Here is a 22,231-nt window from a genome sequence, read left to right on the forward strand (position 1 = left end):
TATTAGTTAAATAAGTCTTTAAAGGTATAAATTTCATTTGCACGCACGCCTTTCTCGGTATGCTGTACGGTAATAATTTCATTGTGAGCATCGTGCTCTAGCCAGAGATAGTAATTATTATCTGCAGCGATATTTAAGAATTGTTCTTTCTCTGTAATAGAAAGAAGCGGTCTTGTATCATAACCTGTCACATAAGGAATAGGTAAATGCCCTAGCGTAGGAAGTAGGTCTGCCATAAAAACAATGGTCTTACCTTGATACTCAATATGTGGAAGCATTTGTTTTTCTGTATGACCATCTGCAAAGAGAATACCAAAGTTGAGCTCGCTGTTTTTTTGAAAAGATTGTTCTCCTCGTTCTATAAAGTGAAGCTGGCCACTTTCTTGCATAGGGATGAGGTTTTCCTTTAAAAAACTAGCTTTCTCTCTATTGTTAGGCTCCACAGCCCATTGCCAGTGATTTTCATTGGTCCAGAATTTTGCATTTTTAAATGCAGGTTCATAACCTGTGTGGTCTTTATTCCACTGGATGGCTCCACCTACGTGATCAAAATGTAGGTGCGTCATAAATACATCTGTAATGTCATCACGGTGAAAACCATATTGAGCAAGTGATGCATCTATAGAGTGGTCTCCCCACTGGTGATAATAGCCAAAAAACTTTTCTGACTGCTTATCTCCCATCCCGTTATCAATGAGGATAAGTCTTTTGCCATCCTCTATAAGCATACATCTTGCGGCGATATCTATAAGATTATTAGCATCTGCAGGGTTTGTTCGGCTCCAGATAGACTTAGGTACCACGCCAAACATGGCACCACCATCCAGTTTAAAATTTCCTGCCTCAATAGGGTATATTTTCATAAAAACGTGTCAATAAGAATGATAATGGTTTTTTTACGCTTTCGCGAAAGCGTAATACACCTCAAAAAAAGCGTGTTAACCACCGCATAAATCTCTGCAAAATACCAAAAAGAGAGTTTTTAAACCCTTATACACACTAGTTTTTAACAAAGAATTGTAACTTCACAACGAGAGCCAAAAGCTTTAAAACATTAATATCGCATCAAAACTGAATTCATATGTTAGAACTAGCCGGAATCATAATTTTAGGGATCATTGCACAATGGGCTGCTTGGCGTTTAAAATTACCTGCCATTTTACCACTACTACTCATAGGGCTTTTTGTGGGACCTGTATCTACACTCATATCTGAAGATGGTACAAAGTGGATAGAACCTATCTGGAATGGAGAAGAAGGATTATTTCCGGGAGAGAGTCTATACTACTTTGTCTCGCTAGCGATATCTATTATACTCTTTGAGGGCGGACTTACACTTAAACGTGATGAAATTAAGAATGTAGGTCCAGTAATTACAAAGCTTATCTCTTTAGGCAGCCTTGTAACATTTTTAGGAGCAGGATTTGCCGCCTACTGGATATTTGGACTCAGCCTTCAGATCTCTTTATTATTCTCAGGACTTATCATTGTAACAGGACCTACCGTGATATCGCCTATTTTAAGAAACGTGCCCGTAAAGCGAGATATCTCTACAGTACTTAAATGGGAAGGGATTCTTATAGACCCTATAGGAGCACTTGTGGCAGTATTAATGTATGAATTTATCTCTGTAGGAGAAGGGGCAGCTTTTACTAAGACGGCCTTAGTGGAGTTTGGAAAGATTGTACTTTTTGGAAGTACGTTTGGGTTTACGTTTGCTCATGCGCTGGCTTTTATTATCAAAAAGAAGCTTGTACCACATTACTTAATGAATGTATTTACACTAGCCGCAGTACTTGGTGTGTTTGTAATGTCAGACCAGTTTGCTCACGAGTCTGGACTACTTGCAGTGGTAGTGATGGGAATGGTACTAGGAAATATAAATCTTCCTAACATTAAGGAACTACTATACTTTAAAGAATCATTAAGTGTATTACTTATCTCTGTGCTATTCATCTTGCTTTCGGCAAATATGAATCTTGTGGACCTTGAGTTATTATATCGCTGGGAGACACTAGCACTTTTTCTAGTAGTAGTATTTGTAGTACGACCTATAGGTGTATTCTTAAGCACTTGGGGATCAGATTTACAGACCAATGCCAAGCTGTTTATTTCTTGGGTAGGACCACGAGGAATTGTAGCAGCAGGTATTGCTTCACTTTTTGGCTCTAAGTTATTAATTAAAGGAGAGCCAGGAGCAGAGTACATAACCCCACTGGTATTTATGATTGTACTAGGTACGGTATTACTTAATGCGACCACTGCGCGACTATTTGCAAAGATGGTGGGTGTGTTTCTTACTAAATCTGAAGGGATATTAATTGTAGGAGCATCAGAAATGCCACGATTGATAGCCAAATATCTCCAAAAAAATGGTCGCCACGTAGTACTTCTTGATAGTAATACAAATCACATACGCACAGCAAAAGAAGCTGGGCTCATGGCGCTAGAAGCAAATGTCTATGCAGATGATCTTACAGCTGATGTTGAGCTTAGTGATATAGGTTATCTAATGTCTTTAACAGGAAATAGCGATATAAATAAGTATGCGATTAATCGTTTTAGAAAGCAGTTTGGAGAAAATGGAGCTTACCGCCTTATCTCCAAGAGAGAGATGGACAACATAGCACAACTACCTAAGGAAGGATTATTTTCAGCAACAGATGACTTTTTTAATATGACAGATGTTACGAGACAGTATCCTACAATCAATGAGGTCGCTGTATCTTCAAAAGAGGAGTACATGGCTATAGGAAAACTTGTAGCAGATGATAAAAATATGATTCCGCTGTTTGTTAAGAAGAAGGATAATACTCTAGAAATCATAAGTTCATTTATGCAAGATGTAGATGTAAAATCTTTTCAGGGAAGCCACTTAATCTACTTAGGTAAACCTATTACTGATGAAGATCTAGCCAAAGTAACCGAAGCTAGCGAGACACCATCTAATAATGATGAGGATATTGTTGTCCCAATAGGTGATTAGAAATTACCTTAAGATAGTCTGTTATAATACTTTTTCTTGTAAAAGATGATAAGCATGCCTGCTCTAAAAAGCATCCATACTATAAAGGCAAGCCAGATGCCTATCACGCCCCATCCTAAATACTTGCTTAAATATAGAACAGGTACAAAACCTACAAAAGTAGCTAGTAGTAGGGTGTTGCGTAGCCACGCCATCTCACCAAGCCCTTTGAAAATGGCGTCTAGTGTAAATGCCACAGCATTGATGGGCTGCATGATAATTACCATAAAAAACACTCCGTAAAAGACAGAGAGTACCGTTTCTTCATTACTAAAAAGAAGACCTAGAGGTTTGTATAAAAAGGTACAAACAATAATTAATACAGCCGAAACAACAAGATTGTAACGAACAACCTTCTTGGTTAATTCCCATAGATTAGGATAGTCTTTTGCTCCAAGTAGACGACCACTTAGCAGGTTTCCTGCAGCACCATAACCATCAATAAAAAAGGCTGTAAATAGCCAGATATTTGCAGCAATAGTATGTGCCGCTACAGTTTCATCACTTATTGCAGTTGCTTCTCTCACAGCCAGCACAAGTGCTACGTTAAGAGAAAATGAGCGCACAAATAAGTTAAGACTCATGGAGATAAGCCTTTTTATTTCTGGATGTAAGGGCAATGTAAGTTTAAGAGAAACCTCTGTTTTTACTAGTAAAAGTATGAGAGCCATAACAGCCATAAAAGCCTGAGCAATTAAACTAGCCCACGCAGCCCCTTTTACACCAAGCGGTTCAATAATTCCCTCTACACCGTACACTAATGCAATGTCTAAACCTATGTTTAAAGAAGCACCAATGATGGCAACAATCATAGGCCAAAAAGTGTTTTGTAATCCTCTGAAAATTCCAAAAACAGCAAACGTAAATAAGGTGAGCGGAAAGCCCCATACTCTAATATTATAATAATCTATACTTAAAGAGAGCACTAAGCCTTTTGCATTGAGTAGCGTAAAAATTTCGGCAACAAAGAAATAGGTACTGGCAAGTGCCACAATACTTAAGATGATATTGAAGTAAATTGCTTGGGCAGGGAGAACCTTAATATCGTCTAGTTTTCCTGCACCTAGGTTTTGAGATATAATGGTAGATATCGCACTACGTGTTTGACCTAAAATCCATATAAGCATAGATAAAAATGAACCCACAATACCTACCGCAGCAAGTGACTCAACGCTATTTTCTGCCATATTTCCCACTACCGCAGCATCTGTACTAGAGAGTATAGGCTCTGCAATACCAGCAATAAGTGCTGGAATGGCAAGCTGTTGTATGCGCTTGAATGAAATATCTATATTACTTGTAGAGGTACTGATTAGGATAGTTTTTAAATAGAAAGATCAATAAAGTGTAAAACTACAGACTAAAAAAATGATAACCCACCTCTACAGAACTCTTTCGTAGCAATAAAATGGGTGCTCACTTTGTTTTGGAAAATAGATGCTCCCTAGTTTCTTATAACCTCGAGCCTCATAGAACTTTTGATTGCGTTTATTTTGAGAAAAAGTATCGAGACGTATTGAGGGTGCCGAGTGCGCTTTCGCGAAAGCGTATGCATAATCCATTAGTTTGCGAGCGTTCCCTTGACCTTGATGGTCTGGATGTACTGCGAGTCTATGGATGTACAAATTGTTTTTAGATGGTGTGAGCCAGTCAATGTCTAGATACTCATCATCCATTAATGTGGACAATACAATGGTACCTATAATGCTATCATTCTCTTTGAGAAGAAAGAGCTCATCACGAGCAATATCTTGCTCAAAAGCAGTGGCAGTAGGGTAGTGCTCATTCCATTGAAAGATATTTCTTGAGATCATTTCTTGTACACAGGCACGAGTAAGTGAAAGGATTTCAGGGATTTCTGAATTTTTTGCAGGTACAATCACAGATTAAAAAGTATTTTTGTGTTAATAGGTAAAAATACAAGTTACAGTATGAAAAATATTCTCGTTCCAATAGGTTCTTCAGATAGCGCTTTTAATACGCTTCAATATGCAATAGATCTTGCACAAGAGATTGATGCAAATGTGTATGCGATATCAGTCTTTCAAGAGTTTTCTAAAGCAGGTAGTGCTTCAAAGCTAAATACTGTTATTAAAGAAGAGTCAGAAAGCAGGCTCGAGAAGGTTGTAAATGGAGTAGACCATAAAGGAGTATCTGTAGTTGCTCATCCTATTAAGGGAGGTGTGATAGAGGGTGTAGAGCGCTTTAATAAACACGTACCGGTAGATCTTATGGTGTTATCGCCACGCAGTAACTCTGTGCGTGATGAGGTCTATCTAGGTAACATGACAGGGAAGCTTGTAAAAGGAACTGATATTGCGGTACTGGTAGTACCAGAAAATGAAAAATTTAAGGAGCCTTCTAATATTTTAATGGCTTTTAAAAATGGAAAGTTTGATAAAAAACGTCATTTAGAACCATTGAGAAAGCTTCAAAAGCATTTTGGGACAGAGCTTCACTTGTTGCACGTAGAAACTCCAGAATCTGACGAAGCTATGAAAGAAGTATCTGATGATCTTAAAAAAATGAGTGCGTCTTATAAAAACACAACAAATGCAACTACTTATCAAGGAGTGCTAGAGCACTTCCAGTCTGTAGAGCCAGATATGTTATGTGTTGTGCGTAGAAAACGTGGTTTCTTTAAAAAACTTTGGGAGAAAAATGTGGTCTTAAAAAAGGAGTTTTTTACAACAAAACCACTTCTTATTTTAAGAGTACAATAATATAGATGAGGATGGGGGATTAGCTCATTTGGCTAGAGCGCTTGCCTGGCAGGCAAGAGGCGACCAGTTCGAATCTGGTATTCTCCACCAAGGTATAAAGGCATTTACAGGATTTCTGTAAATGCCTTTTTTATTTGCGATATTGTTGATTTTTATGCTTTCGCGAAAGCATAACACCCCTTATACCTCCCGTTGTGTAAACGGAATTTCTGGATTAAGTATCTCTGCTATGAGTGATTTTAAAACTCCTTCAAACTCCAGAAGTGTATCTTCTGTGACCTGCTCATTTTTATTATACCTAAATGGAAGATATCCCGACTGTAAATTTTTGAAAGATATGATACCAACGCTTACTGGAAAATCAAGCGGTTTTTTCTTGTTAAGCATATAGGCATACATCAAGACCTGAAAGGCTTTTTCAAACTTACCTTCTGGCAATAGTAAATCGTCAAAGGTAGACAGGTTTAAATCCTTCTGTACTACTTTTCCGGTTTTATAATCTACGATGTTGAGATTGTTATTGCGTTGTTCTACTAAGTCTACTTTTCCTCTCAAAAATATATCTTCTGCAAGCTGTATGTTTCTTAAATCATCTTCTACAGATTTAATAATCACCGTATCGCCGTTTTTGAGGAGTCCTTTTTCTCTTTTGAGGTAATTCTCTACATAGCGGGTAACTATCGCGTAGACAATCTTATTTTTACCCTCAGTGATATGATTAAGTCCATATACCAATTTAAATTGATTGCGAACTTCTCCCTCTATCATTGTAAGTAATTCTTCAATGATGGTAACAGTTAATTGTTGCCCTACGTGTGGTTTGTATAATTCTTCAAGTGTATTATGAACGATGGTACCCATAGTATTTGCCGCCACAGTTTCTTCAACTTCATTACTTGAATTGATACCAAGAACATATCGTTCATAAAACACGATAGGATCTCTCAAGTAGGTCGTGAGAGCAGAGGGTGAAATACCTTTTTTAAATAAGTTCTTGAGCGAATCAATAATTGCTGTGTCCTTAGGAATATGAGGCAATCGTTCTTCAATCTTAACGGTAGTTGGAGTAACGACGTGTTTTTTTATACTGTGTATACCTTCCTCTTCTATTTGTCTAATAAATCTACTTTTCTCACTGCTTCCTAGCCCAGTACTATGTGTGGTATATAATAAATCTACAGCGCTAGCCCTGTGTAATAAATGATAGAAGTGATACGCATAAACCGCATCCTTCTCTGAGTAGGTAGGTAAATTATAGAGTTTTTTTAAGTCATACGGGATATATGAATTTTGACTTTTTCCAGAAGGTAATATCCCCTCATTAACAGAGGTTATAATTACATGCTTATAATCTAATACTCTTGACTCTAATACACCCATAATCTGAAGACCTTGCTCAGGATCACCACGCAAGTCTATGGTTTCTGAAGATAATATTTCTCTGTAGAAGTGTATAAACGTTGGTATATCTTTAATGTGGTCTTGTGTATCCATGAGCTGCTTGAGCTTATTAAATGCCACGTAAAAACCATAAATGTATTCTAGTTGTAAAGAGTTGTTGCCAGTATCAAATAATGCCCTCAGTGCTTCTATGATACGTATGCAGTTTGTTACTGCATCTTTAGGATTTTCACTCCAAGTTTTAAATAGCAAATTAAAAACAGGATCTGCGCTATCACTGCTAAGCTGAGCAAGTTGTGCAACACTAATAAATATAAGATTATTTGTAATAATCTCTTGTTCTAAATGCTCTGTTTGCGACCCTAGTAATGCAGCAGATAATGGATTGCGAAGAATATTTAAAACATCCTTAAAATAATAACCATTTATATGAGGATTCTTTTTTAAGGTAATAAGCTGGTCAAAAAAGGAAGCTGTAGGTGTTTTACTCAAAGGTAACCCCATAGTAATATTCACCTTTTGTACAGTACGCGGCAAGGCATTGAGTATTGGTAATAGAAGAGATTCTTCGCCCAGTACAATGGCCGTGTTAGATAGTTCTTGATCTGATATTTTTGCAAGAATTGTTCCTAATGTTTTGGCTTGTAAAATATCTTGTGAGCATGCGTATGTAGTAATATTTTTTTGAGCACTATAATTATCAAAGGTCCAGTTAAAAGGATTTGAGCTATAGTAAGTCCACTTAGATTTATAGTTTTTTACAAACGAGTTAGTCTCATGAAAAGGATTGTTTAAAAAAGTTTTTTCAGTATCCCAATAAATTTCTGCGTTGCCTTCTGAAAGCAAAGCTTGAATAAGTTGTTGTTCAGCAGTATTTAAAGCGTTGAATCCTATAAACACATGTCTAACATTGGTTGATGAATGAATATAGTGCTCTATAGTCTCTACCGCTTGTCTATAAACATAACCTTGATGTACGGAGCCTTTATCTAATGATTTTGAACAAAAGACCGTATAGATATCAAATAAGCTATTCCAAAAATCAATATAGTTGAGTACTAATTCATTTTTTGAGGAAGACCAGTGATCAGATAGTTCTTTAATATCTTTAAGATGATTAAATACTTCTGACTGATTTAAGAGAAATCTGTCTATCTCGTTGAAGTCACTTAAAATGGACTGAGCCCATCCACAGAACGTCTGGAAATCGGCAAGCTTTTCCTTAGCCACAACTTCTTTATAACTTTCAAAGAGGATGAAAATTAAGTCAATATTACTAGCAGATTTTAAACCAGTAACATGACCAATAAATTCCTCTATTGAAAAAACTTTAGGAGCAAACGAAGTGGTAATCGCTCGAGAAGCTATTTTTTTAGTTAGGGTGTTCCCTGCACGCCGGCTAGGAAGAATATAAATGATATTCTCGTTTTTAGAACCTTGTTCTTTATCAAGTACTACGTCAATAAAAGTTTGCATAGTCTAAAATAAAAAATGCCTCGCAATTGCGAGGCATTTTTAAGATTATAAAAATCTTATTTTCTATTGCTCAAGAATAGAAAGCTCAACACGTCTGTTTTCTTGACGTCCTGCAGCAGTTTTATTTGAAGCAACTGGTCTAGCTTCACCAAACCCTTTAGACTCTAAACGAGACGCTGGGATTCCTTTTCCTGTTAAGTAGCTTCTTACTGAAGCTGCTCTCTGATCAGAAAGGTTTAAGTTATAAGCATCACGTCCTCTATCATCAGTGTGACCTTCGATAAGGAAACGAGTTGTTGGGTATTCCATCATTACTGATGCTACTTTATCAAGAGTTGCATAAGATTCAGTTCTGATTGATGCTTTGTTGTAATCAAAAAGTACTTTTTTAGTTTCTACGTTTAGCTCGTTAAGAACTTCAACAGATACTTCAGGACATCCATTATTTGCTACAGTTCCTGCAACATCTGGACATTCGTCATCTTTGTCAAGTACACCGTCACCATCTTTATCTTCAAAAGGACATCCGTTGTTTGAACGTGGTCCAGCTTCATTAGGACAAGCATCATCAGCATCTTTGATTCCGTCACCATCAGCATCAGGACAACCACCTAAAGCAGCGATTCCAGCAACAGTAGGACAAGCATCCTTAGGATCAGGGATTCCGTCACCATCAGTATCAGGACAACCGTCAAATTCAGCTAAACCAGCAACAGTAGGACAAGCATCTTTAGAATCTTCGATACCATCACCGTCAGAATCAGGACAACCGTTAAATTCAGGTAAACCTTTTACTTCTGGACAAGCGTCATCTTTGTCATATATACCATCACCATCAGTATCTTTTCCTCCGAAAACAATACCTACAGCAGCAACGTGTTGGAAGTGCTTAATACCGTCATCTTCAAAAGCATGCTTATATTTAGATTGTAATCCAACATTGATGTTTTCTCCTAACCAGATTTTTACACCTGCTGCAGCATTTGCTGTACCGAAACCATCAAGATCGCCATCAAGGGTACTTTCTACCCAAGTATAACCAGCACCAACTGAAATGCTAGGATCAAACCATCCACCTTCACCGTTGATAAGATCTCTTAAACTATAAGAAAAATCTCCATCAGCACCGTAATACTGTAGTTCATTTCTAGGTCTTGCATCACCTAGTTTTTCAATTCTGTTAATAGAACCAGAAACTCCAAATACGAATCCATCTCCTAAGTAACGAGATACATTAATGTAAGAAACAGAAGGGATAATGCTCCAGTGATCTTCTACATTATAAAATTCTTCAAAAAGGTTTCCTCGTAACCCTCCTGGACCTGGCGTGTCTGCGGCATCTCCAACTGGAAATGTGTCAACAGCGTTAACTCCGATAGAGAAAGCCCAAGGGTTGTTTGCGTCTTGTGCATTTACTGATGATCCTATAGCAAGAATCATAAGTGCTGCAACTAAAAATCTGCTAAGATGTTTCATTGTTTAGTCTTAAATTTAAGTGTTAATTATCGTCAAAAGTAAGTTGTTAAAATTAATCAACAAAGGTAAATGTACTAAATTTTTCCTAATAGCCCTTGTTTACAAGGGCTGCGGCCATATTAAACCACTTTTAATGCTTTACCAACCTTAGTAAATGCTTTGATAGCGGTATCTAGATGTTCGATTGTATGTGCAGCACTTAGTTGTACTCTTATTCTAGCTTTTCCCTTAGGCACTACTGGGAAGAAAAACCCTATTACATAAATTCCTTCTTCTAATAATGCATCAGCCATGTTTTGAGATAGCTGGGCATCATAAAGCATAACAGGCACAATAGCCGAATCTCCATCTATAATATCAAAACCAGCATCTTTCATTCCTTTTTTGAAATATGCAGTATTGTGAGCAAGCTTATCTCTGAGCGAGGTGTCTTTTTCTAGCATGTCAAAGACCTTGATAGAAGCACCTACAATTGCCGGGGCAAGGGAGTTTGAAAATAAATAAGGACGACTACGCTGGCGCAGTATCTCTATAACTTCTTTCTTTGCTGTAGTATATCCACCCATAGCACCTCCTAGTGCTTTTCCTAATGTTCCAGTGATAATATCTACTCTCCCTAACACACCTTTTTCTTCAAGAGTACCTATACCACGATCACCTATAAATCCAGTGGCGTGACATTCATCTATCATTACTAGTGCATCATACTTATCAGCTAGATCACAAATCTGGTCTAATGGTGCAACAAGTCCGTCCATGGAGAACACACCATCTGTTACAATGATTTTATGACGAGCGCCATTATCATTTGCTTTTTTAAGCTGCTCTTCAAGATCTGCCATGTCATTATTTGCATAACGATATCTTGCAGCTTTACAAAGTCTAACACCGTCTATAATAGAAGCGTGGTTAAGTGAGTCAGAGATTATAGCATCTTCTGCACCTAGTAGTGGTTCAAAAACTCCACCATTTGCGTCAAAGGCCGCTGCATACAGAATTGTATCCTCTGTCCCGTAAAATTTAGCAATGCGTTGTTCTAGTTCTTTGTGAATATCTTGAGTACCACATATAAATCGCACAGAGCTCATACCAAAGCCATGTGTATCCATAGTATCTTTGGCAGCTTGTATTACCTCTGGATGTGAAGAAAGGCCTAAGTAATTATTTGCACAAAAGTTAATTACCTTTTCTCCTGTAGAAATAGTGATCACCGCATCCTGTGCAGATGTGATGATACGTTCTTTTTTATATAGTCCTGCCTCTTTAATTTCAGCAAGTTCTTTCTGTAAATATTGTTGAATATTACCGTACATGTGTTTGATTTTTTACAAAGGTATTAAACAGATATTACATCTACAGTGGCGTCTATATATACTAGAAACTTATTAGCCACTTTAAAACCCATTTCTTCATATAGTGCTCCATACATAGCGATTTGTTTACTGTGTGATGGATTGTGCATTCCTGTTTTGTAATCTATAATGGTGGTATCACCATTAGGCAATACAACAACTCTATCTGGTATGTAAAATGCACCATCGCTAGATAAAATCATACGCTCGTTATAAACTGTATTTTGATCTTGATAATAATCTATTAGTTGGGAGTGAGTGGTTATATTCTGGATGACATTACTTATAGTTTCATAACCTTCCTCAGGAACAACACCTTGCTTTACCGCATCTTCTAGTACATGCTGGATATCTGTATAACTATTAATCTGAGCCATTAGCTCATGGATGAGGTTACCATATGTAATGGCATTTTGTTTTTGCTCATCCCATAAAAAAGTGGCCTGAGTGATTATTTGGATACCTAGCTCTTCTTTTGAGGTAGAGATAATTGAAGGGACAAATGATGTGTAATCCGTCTTTTTTTTTCTTTCTTTGCAGGTGTAATCTGCCCAAAAGTGTAGGCCCGTTGATCTTCATTCCATAAGTTATTCTGTTTGAGATAATCTATAAACAAGTCACTGTAGTTATTTATTTTTTCTTTGCTTTCGCGAAAGCGTGATAACACATACAATCGTTCTGCGGCTCTTGTGAGTGCAACGTATAAGACATTAATAGTGTCAAATTGCTGTTCATTATTTCTCGTTTCATATAGCGTTTCACCAGCTTCGCCAAAATCTTTAAGAGCACTATTATGTGGAATCATCAACGTTTTAAAACCTTCAAATGCTGGATCATCAATAGGGTACCATTGATGTTCTCCTCGTACTCTATATAAATCTGAACTTGCATAAGGGTAGATAACAATAGGAAACTCTAATCCTTTAGATTTATGAATGGTCATGGTCTGTACAGCGCTATCCTGCTCTGGAGCAACAATACTCGACTTCTCTTTCTTTTCCTCCCAAAATTCTAAAAATCCAAGTATCCCGCCAGTTTTACTTTGTGAATAACTATAAGCTAGATCTAGGTAAGCAACCACATATGCATCAGAGATTGCTGTGAGATTAAAGGATCTAATTATTGACTCTAGATATTCATAAAGTGGTAACGTTTGAAGATAGTCAATGTGTACATAGACATCAAATTGTTGCAAATGTTCAATGAACTCTAAAAACGTACAAGAGGTATTGGTACTATAAAATGTGTGTGTGTCTTCTATATTATAATAAGTTGCCAAAAAGTAGAGTACAGGTAGTCTATTTTCTATTTGACTAGGGTAGGAGAGCATTGTTGCAAATGCATGAATAAACTGTACTGTGCTAGAGTTTGAGATAAGCAAGCTCTCAGAAGAAACAACTTCTACATTTGCCTCTTGAAGGGCAGTTGCAATTAATGAGCCATCTATATTATTTCTTGTAAGTATACAGATATCACTATGCAAGTAGCCTTGGCTAGTAGCTTCATTTATTATTTCAATAATGCGGGCAGGATATATTTCATTTGCATCTTCTTTATTATCATACTCTAAAAACTCAAGAGAGACAAAGCCGCCTGTGTTGCTATTAGTTTGTTGTGAGTTGTCTTTATAATAAATTTCGCGATATAACTCGTTGTTAAAATGATTCGAGAGATGTGTAAAAAACTGATTATTAAAGTTTATAATTTCGGCGCTACTTCTATAGTTAGTCTCTAGACGGTCTATGGTTGCTGGGGTTGAAAAGGGGTTTATTTGATTACTCAACGCTATAAATTGCTCTGCTTCTCCTCCTCTCCATCTATAGATCGCTTGTTTAGGGTCTCCTACAAGTAATAGGGAATTTGCAACAGTATCTTCTGCCTCACTACTTATGGTGTTATCTATAAGCGGGATTAAATTGTCCCATTGCATTACCGAAGTATCTTGAAACTCGTCTATAAAGTAGTTTGTATACCGCTCGCCAAGTCTTTCATATAAAAAAGCGGCTGGCTGATCTTTGAGTGACTGAGCAATGAGTGCATTAAAATCTGAGATGAGTAATACATTTTCATCTTCCTTTATAAGTTCCAGCTCTTTCTTTATTAAGTGTAATACAGAGAGTGGAATAATCTTAGATCTAAAAGATTGTAACATACTTTGCTTAGAAGCAAGTTCCTTAAGTTTTAGGAAGGTGGCTATAAAATGATCTCTATGCCCATCAATAGTAGCTTTGATATGGTCTTTTTGAGTCTTTGTGTAAAAGGTGTAAGACGTAATGTTATCTTTATATGCAGATCCTGTATATGAAAGCCCTTGTACACCATTTGCAACTTGGAGCATGAATTTATAAAAATAGCCTCTCGCAAAACTTTTTTGATCTAGCCCGAGTTCATGAATCAATGCTATGAGATCTTCTCCTAGCTGTTTTTGTGCTGATGCAAGTGACTTAATTTGAGTGTGCAAATAGCTGGTTAATGTGTCAAAATCTGCAAGAGACTTATCTTTAATGAGCTCCAGCGCTTTGAGGTCGTTTTCATTATGCAGTAAGTTTGCTATTTCTAGTAAATCTCGAGCAATATCCCAGCTCTTATCATCATCTGCTTTTTCTAAAGCAAAATTTATTAGAACTTTAGTAACCTCATCGTCTATACCCACCTTTGCAATGAGTGCATCTACTGCTTGGGCATTGAGTGTTTTTTGATCTAAAGAGACCTCAAAGCTACCAGAGATATTTAGATCTTTGGCAAAAGTGCGTATGATTCTATGAGTAAGAGTATCTATCGTTACAATATCAAAGGCAGCGTAATTGTGTAGTATGCGATTGAGTATTTCTTTAGACTTTTTTATTACAGCATCCTCAGGCAACCCACTAGATGAAACTAGGTCGTCTAGCATGTCTGGTTTTTTAGTGCCAGGCTCATAATGACCTATATTCTTGAGCGTGTCTAGCACACGATTTTTCATTTCTGCCACTGCCTTATTTGTAAAAGTAATAGCAAGAAGATGTCTAAACTTATTGGCATCATTACTCTTGAGAAGAGTAGTAATATATTGCTTTACTAGACTGTATGTTTTTCCAGATCCCGCAGAAGCATTAAGTACGATAAACGTATTTGTTTCGGTCATAATACTAAGATAGGAAAAGCTACCTCGAATGAGGTAGCTTTAGATATTTTAAGTACTGTTTTTTGTTTTTGTATTAGTTGAGATTAGCAACTAGAATACTATTAGGAGTAGGAGTGGTGGTATCATTATCGTTATCTAAATTATCTCCGTATAAAATATAGATTTTATTGTTGAATACAGTCATTCCATGTATTGTTTCTAAGTCTTCTGGAGTTCCTTGTAGATTGGTTGATATTTCTTCTAGCACACCTGTTTCCGTATCGTAATAGGCTAGAAAGTGATCTCTTCCTGTGATATTTCCAGTATCATCTCTAATATCACTTTTACCTGCGATATATATGAGGTTTTGATATTTACTTACAAAACTATAGTCTATCGATACAGGTAGGTTTGAAGTTTCAATGACACCACTTTCAAGATCGATTGTATATATAGAATTAGTTCCATTGCCATCTGGAAAACTTGTAAGGCCTCCAAATACATAAAGTTTATTATTAACAATAGTCCCACGAGCGCCAAATCGATTTTCTGGTAATGTTGCCACTTCTGTAGTTGTCCCATCTTCTATATCAAATTTGAAAACCTTATCTGCATCTACGGGATTACCATTCTCATCAACATTAAGATCACCGCCTATGAAATAAGCATTATTCTCTTGAACGGCAAGACCAAAACGAGTAAGACGTTTGCCATGGGCAATGGATGTTGGTGTGTCAGATAAATCTAAAGGATAGTAATTTACATATTGCCCACCCATAACAACTAAGGTGTTGTTAATAATGTGCAGTTGTTTTGAAACAAAGTCAGATTGATCAAAAGTAGATTGTGTGCTTAGACCTGTGTCAACATCAAACTTTACAATGCTTTCGGTTGTACCAAAATCTATATTTTCCCTAGTAGCTATAAAAAAACTATTATCGCTATAAGATCCTATCATCCCAGGTGCACAACAAACTACACTATTAGAGTTGTAAGTAAATGCAGGTGTAAATGTTAGGCCATCTGCGGGAGGCGCGATATAATCACTTGATGTTTTAATTTTCAGTATGAATGTCAAGGTTTCCGAAGTGTTTCTCATTCCACTTGAAGAAAGAGTCCCTTTTATAGTGTTTTGATCAACTACCTCAAAAACAAGTTCCCCATCTAATGCCGTAATATTTACACTACTACCTTCATCAAATGTAAACTGGGTATTTACAGGGGCTTTATAAAAGTCTAATAGAGTTTCTTGTGATGTAGTTCCAGTTAGTTCAATAGCATTTCCTTGTCTCCATTCTAAATTTCCATTAGAAGTGTTTCCAGAAAAGATAAATTCATCATCGACAACATTAAAGTTAGATGACACTTCGATTGTTCCAGAGGCATTATCAATCGAAGCCTCTGCAATGCGCCATACTTGCTCAGATCCATTGGTTAATGTAATAATCGTCTCTTCTTGTTCTTCTTGCAATGTCGCTTCACTGTCATCTGTAGGGTCGGCTTGATCTGTGTCATCTGTTAATACAGGTGGTTCCTGCTCATCATTACTACAAGCTATAATAAATGTAAAGCTTAATAAGCATAATAATATATTTGTCCTAAAGTTAAACATAGCAATTTGGTTTTTAGATGGTTATACGTTCGGAAATATAGGAAAATAATTCTGCGTAGGAGTCACACCACTATTATATTTTTTTGCTTTCGCGAAAGCAAAACCTAACTTTTATAAGAAATCTATAACATAAAGAGTAGCATACTTTATGTAACTTTGTTAAAATCTGAAAAGAAGTTTAACCAAAAACGAAAAAGAAATGTCATTTACGTTACCAGAATTACCATATGCTAAGGATGCACTAGAGCCTAATATAGACGCAAAAACAATGGAGATACACCACGGGAAGCATCACGCTGGTTACACTTCAAAGCTTAACGCTGCTATCGAAGGAACTGACCTTAGCGGAAAGACAATAGAAAATATACTTATAAACCTAGATATGTCTAACACTGCTGTGCGTAACAACGGTGGAGGTTTTTACAACCACAGACTTTTTTGGGAAGTAATGTCACCAGACGGTGGAGGAGAACCTACGGGAGAACTTGCTGAGGCAATAAATGCTGCTTACGGAAACTTTGAATCTTTTAAAGATAAATTCTCATCTGCAGCAGGAGGACAGTTTGGTTCAGGATGGGCTTGGCTTTGTGTACACGAAGGCGGAAAAGTTGAAGTATGCTCAACTCCTAATCAAGATAACCCACTAATGCCTAAAGTAGGATGTGGAGGTTTCCCTATCCTAGGACTTGATGTATGGGAGCATGCATATTACTTAAACTATCAAAACAGACGTCCAGATTATGTAAACGCATTTTTTAATGTGATTAACTGGGAAAAAGTGTCTGCACTATATGCTCAGAACAAATAAGAAATAACTCTTGTTTTAATTCTCAAAGCCCACTTTTATAGTGGGCTTTTTTTATGCAAGAAATTGTAAGTAAATTCTCTCTCTAATTTTTGTATCTATTTTTTACACATGTTTTTAATGACATGGAATTATAGTGCTAAAATCAATAATTAACCATTCAATATGATATGAAGTAAAGTGGGTTTTAGTAGAGCTTATTTGATGCTAATAACTCATTAACAATAACATAGAATAAATTGAATTGAATGAGTAATTTTTCAATCAAAACTTAATTACCTTAAAGATTATAATTGAAGCTTAATGGTTAGGTCATAAAACGCTAAAAATCGGGCATAAAAAAAGGTGGAAAGATCCACCTTTTTTTGCCCCAAATCTACCATGAACTTAACCTACTTATGCTATGGCAATGCTAATATAAGAGGGTTTTAGTAACTAGCAGTATGTTTTAGACCAAAGGCGTAAATTTTAGATGAAATACACAATTAATTCGTAAATTGTGATATCATTAAGAAAAAAACCTGTCTTTTAGTAGGCTCTCTCTTTGTTTCCTTCTACGTAATTGATGAATGCTTTGTTTACTACGCGGTTACCTCCAGCTGTAGGATAGTCTCCAGTAAAGTACCAATCTCCAAGATTTTCTGGGCAGGCTTTATGTAAGTTTTCTACAGTTTGATAGATGATATCTACTTCTGTTTGAACTGAGCTATCTGTTAGTAGCTCTGCTATCTTTTTAGAGATTTCCTTCTGTTCAAAAGGAGCATAAATATCTTTAACGTGATTTGTTACATCTTTATCATCTAGATCTACTTGCGCCTTACATTTTTCATAAACCTCTTGTATGACACTCTCGTTATCATTTTCTTTTAGTAATGCTATTGCAGCTCTAAAAGCAATAAAATCTTCAAGGCGAGCCATGTCAATACCGTAGCAATCTGGATATCGTATCTGAGGGGCACTAGATACAACAATAATCTTGGCTGGATTTAAACGTGCCATCATCTTGATGATACTCTTTTTGAGCGTTGTGCCACGCACGATACTATCATCTATAATGACGAGCTTGTCTTCTGGTTTTATAACACCGTAGGTTACATCATAAACGTGTGCTACTAGATCATCACGACTACTATCTTCTGTGATAAATGTACGGAGCTTAGCATCTTTTATGGCAATCTTCTCTGTGCGCAAGCGCTGTGAGAGAATTTCTGTAAGTTCGCTCTCATTGAGATTACCCTTGGCAGCAAGTATCTTTTCTCCTTTTTGCTTATTAAGTTCGTCTTGAGCAGCCTCTACAAGACCGTAAAAAGAAGTCTCAGCCGTATTGGGAATAAATGAGAACACAGAGTTCCTTGTGTCATGATTTATGCTTTCAAGTACTCGAGGCATTAATAAACGCCCAAGCATTTTGCGCTCTTTGTAAATTTCTGCATCAGAACCTCTAGAGAAGTAAATACGTTCAAAGGAACAAGCCTTACGTTCTAATGGTTCTATAATTTGCTGTATAGTCAGTGTGCCATTCTTTTTAATGATTACAGCAGCCCCTGGATCTAATTCCTTTACTTCATCAAAAGGCACATTAAACGCTGTTTGAATCACGGGACGCTCACTAGCAACCACCGCTACTTCGTCGTTTTCAAAATAATATGCAGGTCTTATTCCTGCAGGATCTCTTAAAACAAAAGCATCACCATGACCTAAAAGTCCAGCCATTGCATAACCACCATCCCAATCTTTTGAAGCTCTTCTAAGTATTTTGCCTACTTTAAGTCTTTCTGCTATTTGAGGAGAGGCTTGTTGTTTATTAAATCCTTCCTTTTTTAGTTTCTTGTAAAGTTTTCCAACTTCATCATCCAGAAAATGGCCTATTTTTTCCATCACTGTAATGGTGTCTGCCTGCTCTTTTGGGTGTTGTCCTAAAGAAACTAACTTATCAAAAAGCTGATTTACATTAGTCATATTAAAGTTACCTGCAACGATAAGGTTACGGTGCATCCAGTTATTCTGGCGTAAAAATGGGTGAACGCTCTCAACGCTGTTTTTTCCAAAGGTTCCATAGCGTACGTGACCTAGTAACAACTCTCCTATGTAAGGAACATTACTCTTTTGCCAGGCTACATCATCCTTTTTGTCAGGATTTGCCGTCATAAGCTCGTTTATACGACCATTAATCTCTGCAAAAATATCTTGTATAGGCTGTTGTGCTGTAGATCGCTGTCTAGATATATAGCGTTGCCCTGGAGCGACATCTAGTTTTATACTAGCAAAACCAGCACCATCCTGACCACGATTGTGCTGCTTTTCCATCATTAAGTACATCTTATTTACTCCGTAAAAAGCAGTACCGTATTTCTCTTTGTAAAATTCAAGTGGTTTTTTTAGTCTTATTACTGCAATACCACATTCATGCTTGATAGCGTCACTCATAGTTTGTAAAAACAAAAGCGCTCCAAAAATGGAGCGCAGGAATTAGTTGTTTATGTTTATGTCAAATTGCACAAGGTTTTTAAACTGATGCAGTCTCTCTTTTATTTCTTCTGGCGTCACAGATTGTAAACGCTCTGTTCCAAATTTTTCTACGGTAAAGGAGGCTAGGCATGAGCCATAAATAAGAGCCGTCTTCATAGTTTCAAAAGAAGTGTCTCCTGCTTGAGCTATATAGCCAGCAAATCCTCCAGCAAAGGTGTCTCCAGCTCCCGTAGGGTCAAAAACATCTGCAAGTGGTAATGCAGGGGCAAAAAACATATTGTCTCCTTCAAAAATAAGAGCACCATGTTCTCCTTTCTTTATAACTACATACTTAGGTCCCATCTCGTGGATTTTCTTAGCAGCAGTTACAAGTGAGTACTCTCCACTTAACTGGCGAGCTTCCTCATCATTTATCGTGATAACATCTACTTTTTTGAGCGTAGTTTTAAGCTCATCAAGTGCGATATCCATCCAGAAGTTCATTGTGTCTAGTATGACAAGCTTAGGTTTTACTTCCATTTGCTCGATAACACTAAGCTGTACTTGCGGCTGTAAGTTACCTAGCATTACAATAGGTGCTTCCTTATGTGAAGCAGGAACCTTAGGAGAAAAATCTGCTAGTACATTAAGTTCTGTAGCTAGTGTATCTCTAGAGTTCATATCATTGTGATACTTACCACTCCAGAAAAATGTTTTACCACCTTTTACAACTTCTATTCCGTCTGTGTTAATTCCTCTTTCTGCAAGAAAATCAAGGTATTCTTGAGGGAAGTCGTCACCTACAACGGCAACAATGGCTGGATCAACATTGTCAAACTGTGCCGCAGCCAGTCCTATATAAGGAGAGGCTCCTCCTATAATTTTATCTGTTTTTCCAAAAGGTGTCTCTATTGCATCAAATGCACAAGAACCAACAATAACCAATTTACTCATCTATAATTTTTGTGCAAATATACGGTTTTGAATGTTTGACAACTCAACTTTAAAGAGACCGCTTTCGCGAAAAAATGTAATTTCAACTACGTAAATAAATTAGCAATAAAACTTTTTGTAGCACACCAGTTTTTGATAACTAGCATTGTAAGGATAGCCGAAATTGCTATTGTGTAAATTCTCTTGATTTCGGTTTTCATACTGATACTTATTTCCTCCCAAAATCTGCTGGGATTTCGCCCCAGGCTTTGGTTTCCCACTTCACAATCGTAGTGATGTAGGTGTTTGTTTTAAGCCACTGCTCTGCGCGCGCTATCAGTTCAAATACATCTTTGTTTTTTGGGCTTTGCTTGAGATTGGTCTTGCAATGTTTCTTCTTTACCCAGCCTATTGCTATACGGGAGTCACTATATATAAGACGATCACTACCTATCTTTTTTAAATAAGCTAGACCGTGCACGAGTGCGAGAAACTCTCCTATATTGTTAGTTCCTTGCTTAAAAGGCCCTTGGTGAAAGAGTTGTTTTACCGTTTGAGTATCTACCCCGCGATATTCCATGATACCTGGATTACCAGAACTTGCTGCATCTACAGCAATAGAGTAGAGGTTGGGGAAGCCATATTTGGCTTTTTCTTCGGCGGTGAGTACTTTTTTCTTTTTTGAAGAGCTTTTAAAGTCGTTATAGTCTCCGTTATATGCGTTTTTTGCTTTGGCAAAGGTTTCAAAACTCTTGTATTTTGCGCCGGCATAACCATCTATCATCTTCTTGCATTCCTTCCAAGACTCATAGATTCCAGGTTTTTTACCTTCCCAGACTACATAGAATTTTTTTGTTTTTGCCATCTCTCTAAGATAAGAATTCTGCAATCACCTCTGGAAAATGCGTGTATTCTAGTTGGTGTATTTTTTCGGCAATTCCTTCTGGAGTGTCTTCTTGGCTTACTTCAACTTTGGCTTGAAATAAGAAATCTCCTTTGTCATATTCTGGCGTTACTTTGTGTATGGTAATGCCTGTATATATTTTTTGAGAAGGATTTTTATCGTGTTGCGCTTTCGCGAAAGCGTAAACAGCCTCATGCACATTCATGCCATACATGCCTTTTCCTCCAAAATCTGGGAGCAACGCTGGGTGAATATTTATAACCTTATCTGGAAACGCCGAAATTATTTTTTCTGGAAATAGCCATAAAAAACCTGCCAAAATGATGACATCTGGTTGTGTAGCCTTAAGAAGGTGGAGTATATCATCACCTTTATAGAACGCTTTTCTGTTAAAACTAAACGCAGCAACATCAAGGGCTGAAGCTCTTTGAAGTACTTTGGCACGAGGGTTGTTACTAAGTACTTGCACAACTTGTGCATCCGTACGATCCTGGAAAAACTCTATAATACGCTGGGCATTTGTACCGTTACCCGAGGCAAAAATCACAATTCGTTTCATTTTTCTTGTTGCTGTTGTGGGTGCGAAATAAAGAAATATTAGTAACTATTTGAAGGTTATGGAAAGGAACTTATTTTATATTTCCGTAAATTACCTTCACATTTTTGAGTTGCAAACTTGTTTAACGGTAAAGTTTGTTATTTTTGCGACTTAAATAAAAATTTAAATTAGAAAATTATGTCAGACATTGCATCAAGAGTAAAAGCGATTATCGTAGACAAATTAGGAGTAGACGAAAACGAAGTTGTAACGGAAGCGAGCTTCACAAACGACCTAGGCGCTGATTCACTAGACACAGTGGAACTCATTATGGAGTTTGAAAAAGAATTTGATATCCAGATTCCAGACGATCAAGCAGAAAATATTGCGACAGTAGGTCAAGCAGTATCTTATATAGAAGAGGCAAAATAAGTC

The 22,231-nt window shown here is 37.0% G+C and carries 17 protein-coding genes and 1 tRNA gene; 5 read left to right on the plus strand and 13 right to left on the minus strand.

Going from position 1 to position 22,231, the window contains the following annotated elements; genetic code table 11:
* Positions 1–2: 2 nt before the first annotated feature.
* Positions 3–863, minus strand: a complete 861-nt coding sequence (locus SJY23_RS05130; protein WP_396597703.1) for an MBL fold metallo-hydrolase — start codon at positions 861–863, stop codon at positions 3–5.
* Positions 864–1,081: 218 nt separating this feature from the next.
* On the opposite strand from SJY23_RS05130, the gene SJY23_RS05135 reads away from it, so the two are divergent.
* Positions 1,082–2,986, plus strand: a complete 1,905-nt coding sequence (locus tag SJY23_RS05135; RefSeq protein ID WP_035335061.1) for a sodium:proton antiporter — start codon at positions 1,082–1,084, stop codon at positions 2,984–2,986.
* 8 nt (positions 2,987–2,994) lie between these two features.
* Here SJY23_RS05135 and SJY23_RS05140 read toward each other — a convergent pair whose 3' ends face one another.
* A complete protein-coding gene (locus SJY23_RS05140; RefSeq protein ID WP_396598103.1) occupies positions 2,995–4,338 on the minus strand; it encodes an MATE family efflux transporter in 1,344 nt (447 codons plus the stop codon).
* Between the two features lie 69 nt (positions 4,339–4,407).
* On the minus strand, positions 4,408–4,908 hold the full coding sequence (locus SJY23_RS05145; protein WP_396597704.1) for a GNAT family N-acetyltransferase: 501 nt from the start codon (positions 4,906–4,908) through the stop codon (positions 4,408–4,410).
* 48 nt (positions 4,909–4,956) lie between these two features.
* Between SJY23_RS05145 and SJY23_RS05150 the strand changes: the two genes are divergently transcribed.
* Positions 4,957–5,748, plus strand: coding sequence for a universal stress protein (locus SJY23_RS05150; RefSeq protein WP_035335057.1), 792 nt, complete (start codon positions 4,957–4,959; stop codon positions 5,746–5,748).
* Positions 5,749–5,761: 13 nt separating this feature from the next.
* Positions 5,762–5,838 (plus strand) — tRNA-Ala (locus SJY23_RS05155).
* Between the two features lie 90 nt (positions 5,839–5,928).
* Here SJY23_RS05155 and SJY23_RS05160 read toward each other — a convergent pair.
* From SJY23_RS05160 to SJY23_RS05185, 6 genes are all read right to left on the minus strand, one after another.
* A complete protein-coding gene (locus SJY23_RS05160; protein WP_396597705.1) occupies positions 5,929–8,625 on the minus strand; it encodes a PD-(D/E)XK nuclease family protein in 2,697 nt (898 codons plus the stop codon).
* A 63-nt stretch (positions 8,626–8,688) separates the two neighbouring features.
* Positions 8,689–10,101 (minus strand): OmpA family protein, encoded by a 1,413-nt coding sequence (locus SJY23_RS05165; RefSeq protein ID WP_396597706.1) that lies wholly within the window; start codon positions 10,099–10,101, stop codon positions 8,689–8,691.
* A 119-nt stretch (positions 10,102–10,220) separates the two neighbouring features.
* On the minus strand, positions 10,221–11,414 hold the full coding sequence (gene kbl, locus SJY23_RS05170; protein ID WP_396597707.1) for a glycine C-acetyltransferase: 1,194 nt from the start codon (positions 11,412–11,414) through the stop codon (positions 10,221–10,223).
* 23 nt (positions 11,415–11,437) lie between these two features.
* Positions 11,438–11,944, minus strand: coding sequence for a PD-(D/E)XK nuclease family protein (locus SJY23_RS05175; protein ID WP_396598104.1), 507 nt, complete (start codon positions 11,942–11,944; stop codon positions 11,438–11,440).
* Positions 11,917–14,577 (minus strand): UvrD-helicase domain-containing protein, encoded by a 2,661-nt coding sequence (locus SJY23_RS05180; RefSeq protein ID WP_396597708.1) that lies wholly within the window; start codon positions 14,575–14,577, stop codon positions 11,917–11,919. Before SJY23_RS05180 ends, SJY23_RS05175 begins: the two co-directional genes overlap by 28 nt.
* A 73-nt stretch (positions 14,578–14,650) precedes the next feature.
* On the minus strand, positions 14,651–16,168 hold the full coding sequence (locus tag SJY23_RS05185) for a hypothetical protein (RefSeq protein ID WP_396597709.1): 1,518 nt from the start codon (positions 16,166–16,168) through the stop codon (positions 14,651–14,653).
* A 199-nt stretch (positions 16,169–16,367) separates the two neighbouring features.
* On the opposite strand from SJY23_RS05185, the gene SJY23_RS05190 reads away from it, so the two are divergent.
* A complete protein-coding gene (locus SJY23_RS05190) occupies positions 16,368–16,976 on the plus strand; it encodes a superoxide dismutase (RefSeq protein WP_035335051.1) in 609 nt (202 codons plus the stop codon).
* 525 nt (positions 16,977–17,501) lie between these two features.
* Here the strand turns inward: SJY23_RS05190 and SJY23_RS05195 are convergent.
* The 4 genes from SJY23_RS05195 to SJY23_RS05210 all read right to left on the minus strand — a co-directional run bounded on the left by SJY23_RS05195 (position 17,502) and on the right by SJY23_RS05210 (position 21,817).
* Complete coding sequence (locus SJY23_RS05195) at positions 17,502–19,400, minus strand: amidophosphoribosyltransferase (protein WP_396597710.1); 1,899 nt, start codon at positions 19,398–19,400, stop codon at positions 17,502–17,504.
* A gap of 42 nt (positions 19,401–19,442) precedes the next feature.
* Positions 19,443–20,375 (minus strand): PfkB family carbohydrate kinase, encoded by a 933-nt coding sequence (locus tag SJY23_RS05200; RefSeq protein WP_035335049.1) that lies wholly within the window; start codon positions 20,373–20,375, stop codon positions 19,443–19,445.
* Between the two features lie 208 nt (positions 20,376–20,583).
* Positions 20,584–21,219 carry a viroplasmin family protein gene (locus SJY23_RS05205; protein ID WP_396597711.1) on the minus strand — a complete coding sequence of 212 codons (636 nt, stop codon included), beginning with the start codon at positions 21,217–21,219 and terminating at the stop codon, positions 20,584–20,586.
* A 4-nt stretch (positions 21,220–21,223) separates the two neighbouring features.
* Complete coding sequence (locus SJY23_RS05210) at positions 21,224–21,817, minus strand: phosphoribosylglycinamide formyltransferase (RefSeq protein WP_396597712.1); 594 nt, start codon at positions 21,815–21,817, stop codon at positions 21,224–21,226.
* 177 nt (positions 21,818–21,994) lie between these two features.
* On the opposite strand from SJY23_RS05210, the gene SJY23_RS05215 reads away from it, so the two are divergent.
* A complete protein-coding gene (locus SJY23_RS05215; protein WP_013750595.1) occupies positions 21,995–22,228 on the plus strand; it encodes an acyl carrier protein in 234 nt (77 codons plus the stop codon).
* Positions 22,229–22,231 lie beyond the last annotated feature (3 nt).

Origin of the sequence: Dokdonia sp. R86516, from assembly GCF_044596715.1 — a bacterium.
Lineage (GTDB): Bacteria > Bacteroidota > Bacteroidia > Flavobacteriales > Flavobacteriaceae > Dokdonia.

What these genes read in the sequence shown, in the direction of transcription:
- SJY23_RS05130 (WP_396597703.1), bottom strand. Translation starts at nt 863, where the DNA reads ATGAAAATATACCCTATTGAGGCAGGAAATTTTAAACTGGATGGTGGT.
- SJY23_RS05135 (WP_035335061.1), top strand. Translation starts at nt 1,082, where the DNA reads ATGTTAGAACTAGCCGGAATCATAATTTTAGGGATCATTGCACAATGG.
- SJY23_RS05150 (WP_035335057.1), top strand. Translation starts at nt 4,957, where the DNA reads ATGAAAAATATTCTCGTTCCAATAGGTTCTTCAGATAGCGCTTTTAAT.
- SJY23_RS05160 (WP_396597705.1), bottom strand. Translation starts at nt 8,625, where the DNA reads ATGCAAACTTTTATTGACGTAGTACTTGATAAAGAACAAGGTTCTAAA.
- SJY23_RS05165 (WP_396597706.1), bottom strand. Translation starts at nt 10,101, where the DNA reads ATGAAACATCTTAGCAGATTTTTAGTTGCAGCACTTATGATTCTTGCT.
- kbl (WP_396597707.1), bottom strand. Translation starts at nt 11,414, where the DNA reads ATGTACGGTAATATTCAACAATATTTACAGAAAGAACTTGCTGAAATT.
- SJY23_RS05180 (WP_396597708.1), bottom strand. Translation starts at nt 14,577, where the DNA reads ATGACCGAAACAAATACGTTTATCGTACTTAATGCTTCTGCGGGATCT.
- SJY23_RS05185 (WP_396597709.1), bottom strand. Translation starts at nt 16,168, where the DNA reads ATGTTTAACTTTAGGACAAATATATTATTATGCTTATTAAGCTTTACA.
- SJY23_RS05190 (WP_035335051.1), top strand. Translation starts at nt 16,368, where the DNA reads ATGTCATTTACGTTACCAGAATTACCATATGCTAAGGATGCACTAGAG.
- SJY23_RS05195 (WP_396597710.1), bottom strand. Translation starts at nt 19,400, where the DNA reads ATGAGTGACGCTATCAAGCATGAATGTGGTATTGCAGTAATAAGACTA.
- SJY23_RS05200 (WP_035335049.1), bottom strand. Translation starts at nt 20,375, where the DNA reads ATGAGTAAATTGGTTATTGTTGGTTCTTGTGCATTTGATGCAATAGAG.
- SJY23_RS05205 (WP_396597711.1), bottom strand. Translation starts at nt 21,219, where the DNA reads ATGGCAAAAACAAAAAAATTCTATGTAGTCTGGGAAGGTAAAAAACCT.
- SJY23_RS05210 (WP_396597712.1), bottom strand. Translation starts at nt 21,817, where the DNA reads ATGAAACGAATTGTGATTTTTGCCTCGGGTAACGGTACAAATGCCCAG.
- SJY23_RS05215 (WP_013750595.1), top strand. Translation starts at nt 21,995, where the DNA reads ATGTCAGACATTGCATCAAGAGTAAAAGCGATTATCGTAGACAAATTA.